Origin of the sequence: Synechococcus sp. BDU 130192 (assembly GCF_963876085.1) — a bacterium.
GTDB lineage: Bacteria > Cyanobacteriota > Cyanobacteriia > Cyanobacteriales > MRBY01 > MRBY01.
Window position 1 is genome coordinate 132366 of the sequence record NZ_CAWNNO010000001.1, and the last position, 7067, is coordinate 139432.

The 7067-nt window shown below is 43.1% G+C and carries 7 protein-coding genes; 2 read left to right on the forward strand and 5 right to left on the reverse strand.

Annotated features, from left to right (window positions below):
• Position 1: 1 nt before the first annotated feature.
• Positions 2–1756, reverse strand: coding sequence for a hypothetical protein (locus AACT35_RS00640; protein WP_254047927.1), 1755 nt, complete (start codon positions 1754–1756; stop codon positions 2–4).
• A 44-nt stretch (positions 1757–1800) separates the two neighbouring features.
• Between AACT35_RS00640 and AACT35_RS00645 the strand changes: the two genes are divergently transcribed.
• Positions 1801–2694, forward strand: coding sequence for a glycosyltransferase family 2 protein (locus AACT35_RS00645; RefSeq protein ID WP_254047928.1), 894 nt, complete (start codon positions 1801–1803; stop codon positions 2692–2694).
• A 7-nt stretch (positions 2695–2701) separates the two neighbouring features.
• On the opposite strand, the gene murQ is transcribed toward AACT35_RS00645, so the two are convergent.
• From murQ to AACT35_RS00665, 4 genes are all read right to left on the reverse strand, one after another.
• Positions 2702–3607, reverse strand: a complete 906-nt coding sequence (murQ, locus tag AACT35_RS00650) for an N-acetylmuramic acid 6-phosphate etherase (RefSeq protein ID WP_099237452.1) — start codon at positions 3605–3607, stop codon at positions 2702–2704.
• A 47-nt stretch (positions 3608–3654) separates the two neighbouring features.
• Positions 3655–3969 carry a Dabb family protein gene (locus AACT35_RS00655; protein WP_099237454.1) on the reverse strand — a complete coding sequence of 105 codons (315 nt, stop codon included), beginning with the start codon at positions 3967–3969 and terminating at the stop codon, positions 3655–3657.
• A 46-nt stretch (positions 3970–4015) separates the two neighbouring features.
• A complete protein-coding gene (locus AACT35_RS00660; protein ID WP_099237456.1) occupies positions 4016–5674 on the reverse strand; it encodes a CTP synthase in 1659 nt (552 codons plus the stop codon).
• A 228-nt stretch (positions 5675–5902) separates the two neighbouring features.
• Positions 5903–6499, reverse strand: coding sequence for a hypothetical protein (locus tag AACT35_RS00665; RefSeq protein WP_099237458.1), 597 nt, complete (start codon positions 6497–6499; stop codon positions 5903–5905).
• 102 nt (positions 6500–6601) lie between these two features.
• On the opposite strand from AACT35_RS00665, the gene AACT35_RS00670 reads away from it, so the two are divergent.
• Positions 6602–6907, forward strand: coding sequence for a hypothetical protein (locus AACT35_RS00670; protein ID WP_099237460.1), 306 nt, complete (start codon positions 6602–6604; stop codon positions 6905–6907).
• The last annotated feature ends 160 nt before the right edge of the window (positions 6908–7067 follow it).

Sequence of the window (7067 nt, forward strand, 5' to 3'; positions counted from 1 at the left end):
GCTAGTTTAGCTCTTTAGAAATCCAGTCTAGGATGCAGTCCGAGCTCACTACATTTATATCTTGATCAGTAAAGATGGTGCATTGTTTTTGGACTTGCCACAGAGCGATCACCTCTTTATTTAACTTAACTTGATGAATGGCATTGCTGGCTTGAGGTTGGAAATGGTTAAACCATCGATTCGCTTCTAAGAATTTGACGCTAAAAACATCAGAATTAACCAACCATAAATCAATTTTTGAATCATGAATAAATCTCTGCAGTACTGTGGGATCAATATTGTAATGGGCTGTAATTAAATCCTGAGTACGTTGGCGAAACTGGTCATAATATCCCACATGGTAAGGGATGCCATATTCTGCCGCTACGAATACACTCCGTTGCGAGAAAGATGGTATGTTGCTGGCCTCATCGGCAAGAGAAGCAACCAGGGTATCTTTTGGAGTTTGTTGTAAAAATTGATATAAATTATGATATTTCCCTGTGATATATCCAGTACTAGGAAAGTCTTTATCAGTTAATGGATCAACAAGTAAAGAAAAAGCAATAGAAAACAAAGCAAATACCAGAAAGACTAGCCGCACAGTCCTTAAAGATCTTTCTCGACATAAACGAACTAGCTTATCCAATAAAATCACCAAAGTCAGACCACAAAGAATGGTTAAGCTAAAACGCAAACTATGCAAACTATAACGACTAGGCAAATAAAGTTTAAATAGGAATAAATGAGCCAATGTGTATAGGATAAATCCGCTAATTAGTAGTTGGTTCAACACAAATAATCGGCGAATATCTTGAGTTAAAGGAAAATGTTTTTTGTATAAAAAAATAATCGGCAATAATAAAGAAATATAGACTAAATCAGGTCGTAGTGCCGCAGTAAGACGAATCCCTGTACGACCGCCATTGAAAAGGTAATCCCACCAGTTAGTTTGAAAAAAACTTGCTCTTCCTCCTGGTTCAAATTCTGGCAATTGTTTTGCTTGAGTAAGGGAGATCACAGGTTCGAAGTCAGAATTACTAAAGATGTGGGGCAATAACACGACAAAGGCAACTAGCAATCCAGAAATTGCTAAATTTTTATCACGACGATTGTAGTTAAGCTGAAGTTTTCCTTGATTTAGAGTAAAGTATTGACAGACTAAGACTCCTGCTGCAACTAACACAAAAGATCCATAAAACAATCCTAGAAAAACTATTGATCCTATTGTCCAGAAAAAAGACTTACGTATTACTGCCCAAAGAAATAATAAAAAAATAGGAATCAAAAAAGCTTTCGCAGTTCCGGAAGTTAGTCCGTCTTGAAGCCAGAGATTTTGTATCAGAACTGTACTAGACAGAAAAGCAGCAAAGGGAATTGGTAATATTTCTAAGCAAAGAATAAAACTTAAAAATACTGTCAGAGGACTGAGTAACAAAGGTACTATTTTAGATAAGAAATCGGGGTCAACACCCAATTTAGTAAGACAATAATAAAAAAAGGATACGCCGGCTGGAGAAATTGAGTTGTAATAATCCGCAATTAAATCATCGGAAAATAATTCTGGATCTGAAAATCTCGCCATCCAAAAAATATGTTGTCGAGCATCATCTTGTATCCAGTAAAGTTCTCCGGAAATTTTAGTCAGGGCTAAAATTGGATATAGAAGGCCAAGAAATAGTGCGAATAGAAGCCAGAATAGAGTAGTACGATCACATACTTTTTTTGAGCGAGTCAATAAAAATTGACTGACTTGATCTAACAGGTTTAAACTCATTTATAATTAGCAAAATAAACAATTAACTTTAGACTTATTTTGTGATGGCAGTAGTATCTGAGCCCATGCCACAATCTCCGTCTCCAGGGGTTTCGATTATTATCCCTGTCTATAATGAAGAAGGGGCGATCGCCGAAACATTGGAGCAATTAAAGACAATTTTTTTCCAAGTAGAACAAGTCTACGAAATTATTGTGGTTGATGATGGTTCCATTGACAATACTGCAAAAATTTTAGAAGAGCAACCGGGAATTCGTCTTTTAAAACATCCGACAAATCGAGGCTATGGTGCAGCCCTTAAAACAGGCATTATCCATGCTCAATATGATTTGATTGCAATCACTGATGCTGATGGGACTTATCCGAATGAGCGATTGCTAGATCTGATCAGTTTAGGAATGAGCGGTAGGTTTGATATGGTGGTTGGCTCTCGCACAGGGAAAAATGTTACTTACTCTAACATCCGCAAGATTCCAAAATTCTTTTTAGTTGGTTTTGCTGAGTGGATCGCCAAACAAAAGATTCCAGATCTTAATAGTGGCATGCGAGTCTTTCGTAAAGAAATTGCTCAGGAATTCATTCATATTTTACCTGATACTTTTAGTTTTACAACAACTATTACATTAGCAATGCTGACCAATAATTATATTGTTCACTATGAACCAATAAACTACTTTCATCGAGTTGGAAAAAGCAAAATAAAGCCCGTTCAAGACACGCTGCGTTTTTTTAAATTAATTCTAAGAACAGGAATTTATTTTGCGCCAATTAGAATATTTGTGCCGATTGCTAGTCTTTTTTTTCTGGGTTTTTTAATCTCCCTTGCTCAGGATATACTTAGAAAAGACTTGACAGAATCTACTTTAATTCTCTTTGTTGCAGCAACTCAACTTGCGGTTTTTTCTTTACTGGCAGATATGTTAGATAAGCGCTTATAAAATAAGTTTATGACTTTAATGCTGTTCGGAGGTTTCCTTGATGGACTTTTAATAAATGCTCTGCTTCTGAGGCATCTACATTTTTCCAATGCATTAATAATGCTATTTTGACGCGACGCTGGGATTTTTCTAAAAGGATAGCCGCTTCCTCACGGCTTAAATCTGTGAGGTCTTGAAGGATGCGGAGTGCTCGGTCATGGAGTTTATGGTTCGTGACGGCAACATCAATCATGCGGTTACCGTAAACTTTACCGAGCTTAACCATGACGCTAGTCGAGAGAATATTTAAGGCCATTTTGGTGACAGTTCCAGCCTTAAGACGGGTCGAGCCTGCCAGAATTTCGGGGCCAGTCAGTAGACGAATATCAACATCGGCAGCCAAGGGCACTTGCTCGGCCGGAACGCAACTGATGAAAATAGTTTTCGCTCCCCGCTGTTGGGCGGCAATCAGGGCACCTTGGACATAGGGAGTGGTTCCCCCCGCAGTAATACCGACAACGACATCTAATTCGGTGATCTGTCGTTGGGTGATCGCCTTTTTACCATCTTCGGCCCGGTCTTCGAGATCTTCTGAACTGCGCACGAGGGCACCGGCTCCCCCGGCAATAATGCCTTGAACGAGTTCGGGGGGTGTACAAAAGGTCGGCGGACATTCCGCAGCATCTAAAACACCGAGGCGACCACTGGTGCCAGCCCCCACATAAAATAATCGGCCACCGCGCATCAGAGCGTCGCTGGTGATCTCGATGGCCTGGGCAAGGGCTTCGCGGGCATTGGCGATCGCCTCCAGGGTTTTTTGATCCTCTTGGTTAAAGAGATCGACCAATTCCAAAGCCGACATTTGATCTAAATTTTGACTCTGGGGGTTGACCTGTTCTGTAAGTAAATGGCCGCGACTCTCATAGGAATTCAAGGAATTGCCCTCGCACTAACGCATGATAAATAAACAAAGTTAACCATCTACTGTCCGAAGAAATCAACCACCTGAACTTTCGTCCATTTGCTCTTATGTCGCTTGAGAAATTCTTGGTGGTTGGGGTGAGGCCCATAAGTATCAAGGGCTGCATTGCTTTCTAACTGCACATACAAAGCCAATTGATAATCCTTAATGTGGACATCCCGATCTGCCCTGGCCTTTAACCCCAGATCAACTTTCAAAACCCCAGGGATTGCCCCCAAGAGACTCAAGCCATCTTCAATAATCGTTTGGGTTTCAGCAGTCCCAGTTGCTGCTGCCAATTCAAACAGAACAATATGATGTACGGAATTTGCCATGGTTTTTATCGTTGTGATCAAGTTAATTCATTACAGGTTCTTCGCCCTAGGACAGAGAAATAGACATCTCCGTACTCTGGTTATCTAGCTCATCAGAAATCGGTTGGGACTTGTGGTTTCCCGCCGCTTGAATAAACCCGAAAAAGAGGGGGTGGGGATGGTTCGGACGAGATTGAAATTCGGGGTGGAACTGGGTCGCAATAAAGAACGGATGGTCAGCATATTCAATAATTTCTACCAAGCGACCATCGGGGGAAGTTCCACTCACTTGATAGCCCGTTTCTAAGAACAAACTCCGGTAGGCATTGTTAAATTCGTAGCGGTGACGGTGACGTTCGTAGATCACCTCTTGGCCATAGAGTTGATAGGTTAGGGTGTCAGGGGTGAGCCGACAGGGATATAAACCCAGGCGCATAGTGCCACCAAGATCCACCACATCTCGCTGTTCTGGCAAAAGATTAATCACGGGATTTTTCGCTTCGGGATTAAATTCAGCGCTGTGGGCATCCTCTAATTTGGCAACGTTACGGGCCCATTCAATTACTGAAGATTGCATCCCAAGACAAAGGCCCAGGAACGGGATTTGATTGAGCCGGGCATATTCAATGGCCGCTACTTTTCCATCAACGCCCCGTAAACCAAATCCTCCGGGAACGACGATCCCCGCCATATCCGCAAGGTACATAGCCGCGCCGTGTTTTTCGATATCCTCAGCGTTGACCCAATGGAGTTTGATGTCCATGTCATTGGCGATCGCCGCATGGCCGAGGGATTCTACCACGGATAAATAAGCATCATTGAGCTGGACATATTTGCCGACAATGGCGATATCCATGTGGCGGCTGGGGCGCTTCATCCGTTCAATGAGATTTTGCCACTGCGCCAAATTCGGCTGCCTGGGTTCCATCCGTAGCAGTTTCAGGGTTTGTTCTGCCAAGCCTTCCCGTTCCAACATCAACGGTACTTCGTAAATGCTGCTGGCATCCTGGGAGGTGATCACCTGTTCTTCGGGGACATTACAGAACTCCGAAATTTTTTCCCGTTGTCCCTGGGGTAAAGGGCGATCGCAACGGCACACCAGCACATCCGGCTGAATCCCAATAGAGCGCAATTCTTTCACAGAATGTTGGGTGGGCTTGGTTTTCATTTCCCCCGCCGACGGAATCCAGGGGATCAAGGTTACGTGCATGTACAAAACATTGTCCCGGCCAGCCTCTTTGCGGAACTGACGAATCGCTTCTAGGAACGGTAAAGATTCAATATCGCCGACGGTACCGCCAATTTCTGTGATTACAAAATCAGGATTCGTATTCTCCGCCACACGAAAAATTCGTTCTTTAATCTCGTTGGTAATGTGGGGAATGACTTGAACCGTCCCCCCTTGGTAATCGCCCCGTCGCTCTTTATTAATCACCGCTTGGTAAATGGAACCAGTGGTCACACTATTAAGGCGAGACATGGAGGTATCGGTAAATCGTTCGTAGTGGCCGAGGTCGAGGTCTGTTTCTGCACCATCCTCGGTGACAAAAACTTCCCCATGTTGGAACGGGCTCATGGTGCCAGGATCGACGTTAATGTAGGGATCGAGCTTCAGGATCGACACCGAATAGTCACGGGACTTGAGTAAACGCCCCAAACTTGCCGCCACAATGCCTTTCCCGATGCTGGAGACCACACCACCGGTGACAAAGATAAATTTAGCCATTAACCGATACCCGTTCCGTTCACAATGTTTTTAACCTGTTCATTTTGCCATACTCCTTTCGATAGACAGAGGAAATTTACTGGCAAAGGCTGAACCCATGTTGAGTTGTATTGTATTTTCTTTCGTGAAAATCGGTGTAACTTACCCAGAAAATATCTGGGCGATCGCCTAAATCGAACAATCTTAGTTGATTTTCAACTCAACAAAACAAGTTTATTCTGGCAGTTTTTAGGTAGGCTTGGGACGGCTCGAAAATACGGGTTGAGCATCAGGCCCCGCTTGACCGCGAATCATTTCTAGTACCTTTGCGGCAGTGGCAGCATCGGTCGGGGTGAGTCGCTCAAATTGATAAACACGGTAAACGCGATTCTCCGGATTTGCAGCTCGGTTATCGTAATGATAAAACCGCACCGTATGGAAATTTTGGTCGCGATAAATCACGATTTCTTCATTCTCTGGTACCGGAATCCGACTAATTTGGGTTTGCCATAGATGCTGCACAATGACGGCGTGGGTTGGAGTCACGATGTAATTCGTCGCCTTGAGGGAAGAACGAACAACTTTTGGCATGACAATGAGAAAAGCAAAGGCGATCGCCAAGCTTAATCCCAAAAAAGTAAGCCAAATGCCGAGTGCTTCCCCTAGTTCATCCCAATTTACCAGCCCAATTAATAAAAAGAAGCCAAACGCAAATAAACCAAAATAGCCAAACGCTTGAATAATTTTCAGACTCCAGGGCGATGACCCGGCCGCCTGGGGCATGCCTTGCCAGAGAATTTTTTCTTGGGGTTTTAAAAAAACTGAAAGATCATAAATATTGCTCATTATTATTAGCTTTTTTCATGCATACCCCCATAGTTATAGCGAAATTTCGATTTTATAAAACCTAAAATAGAAGCATTTATATTACCGAGTGGAAGAATTTTCATGAAACTATCGGTTAAAACTCCCCTGGTTTTAATGGGCTTAGTTGCTTGTACGGGCGCTACTCAGATGGACAATGGTGTTCTAACAGGAACTGTGGAACGGGTCTGGGAAGATGGATTTAGTCTCAACACAGGCGATCGCAGCATCCGAGTCGATTCTTGGAGCGTATGTGGCGACAATACCAGACAGAACGTCTCAGTCGGCGACGAGCTAACGCTAGAAGGAGAATTCAGTGGTGGCGAGTTTGACGCCTCAGCCATTACAAACGTGAATGATGAAAATATTTGCTCAGCAGCATCTAGCTAAAATCCCAATTTTCCTTAGCTGAAGATATCGACAGAAAGTAATTTCCCAAAAAAAAGCAAGCAAGCAAAAACCCCCACCATCTCTGGTAGGGGCCTTCGCCAATCATTACTTATTCAGTTTTACTGTCAAAGCAATCATTTTTTTTTCAACTAAGCCCGAA

What these genes read in the sequence shown, in the direction of transcription:
- AACT35_RS00670 (WP_099237460.1), top strand. Translation starts at nt 6,602, where the DNA reads ATGAAACTATCGGTTAAAACTCCCCTGGTTTTAATGGGCTTAGTTGCT.
- AACT35_RS00645 (WP_254047928.1), top strand. Translation starts at nt 1,801, where the DNA reads ATGGCAGTAGTATCTGAGCCCATGCCACAATCTCCGTCTCCAGGGGTT.
- AACT35_RS00665 (WP_099237458.1), bottom strand. Translation starts at nt 6,499, where the DNA reads ATGAGCAATATTTATGATCTTTCAGTTTTTTTAAAACCCCAAGAAAAA.
- AACT35_RS00655 (WP_099237454.1), bottom strand. Translation starts at nt 3,969, where the DNA reads ATGGCAAATTCCGTACATCATATTGTTCTGTTTGAATTGGCAGCAGCA.
- AACT35_RS00660 (WP_099237456.1), bottom strand. Translation starts at nt 5,674, where the DNA reads ATGGCTAAATTTATCTTTGTCACCGGTGGTGTGGTCTCCAGCATCGGG.
- AACT35_RS00640 (WP_254047927.1), bottom strand. Translation starts at nt 1,756, where the DNA reads ATGAGTTTAAACCTGTTAGATCAAGTCAGTCAATTTTTATTGACTCGC.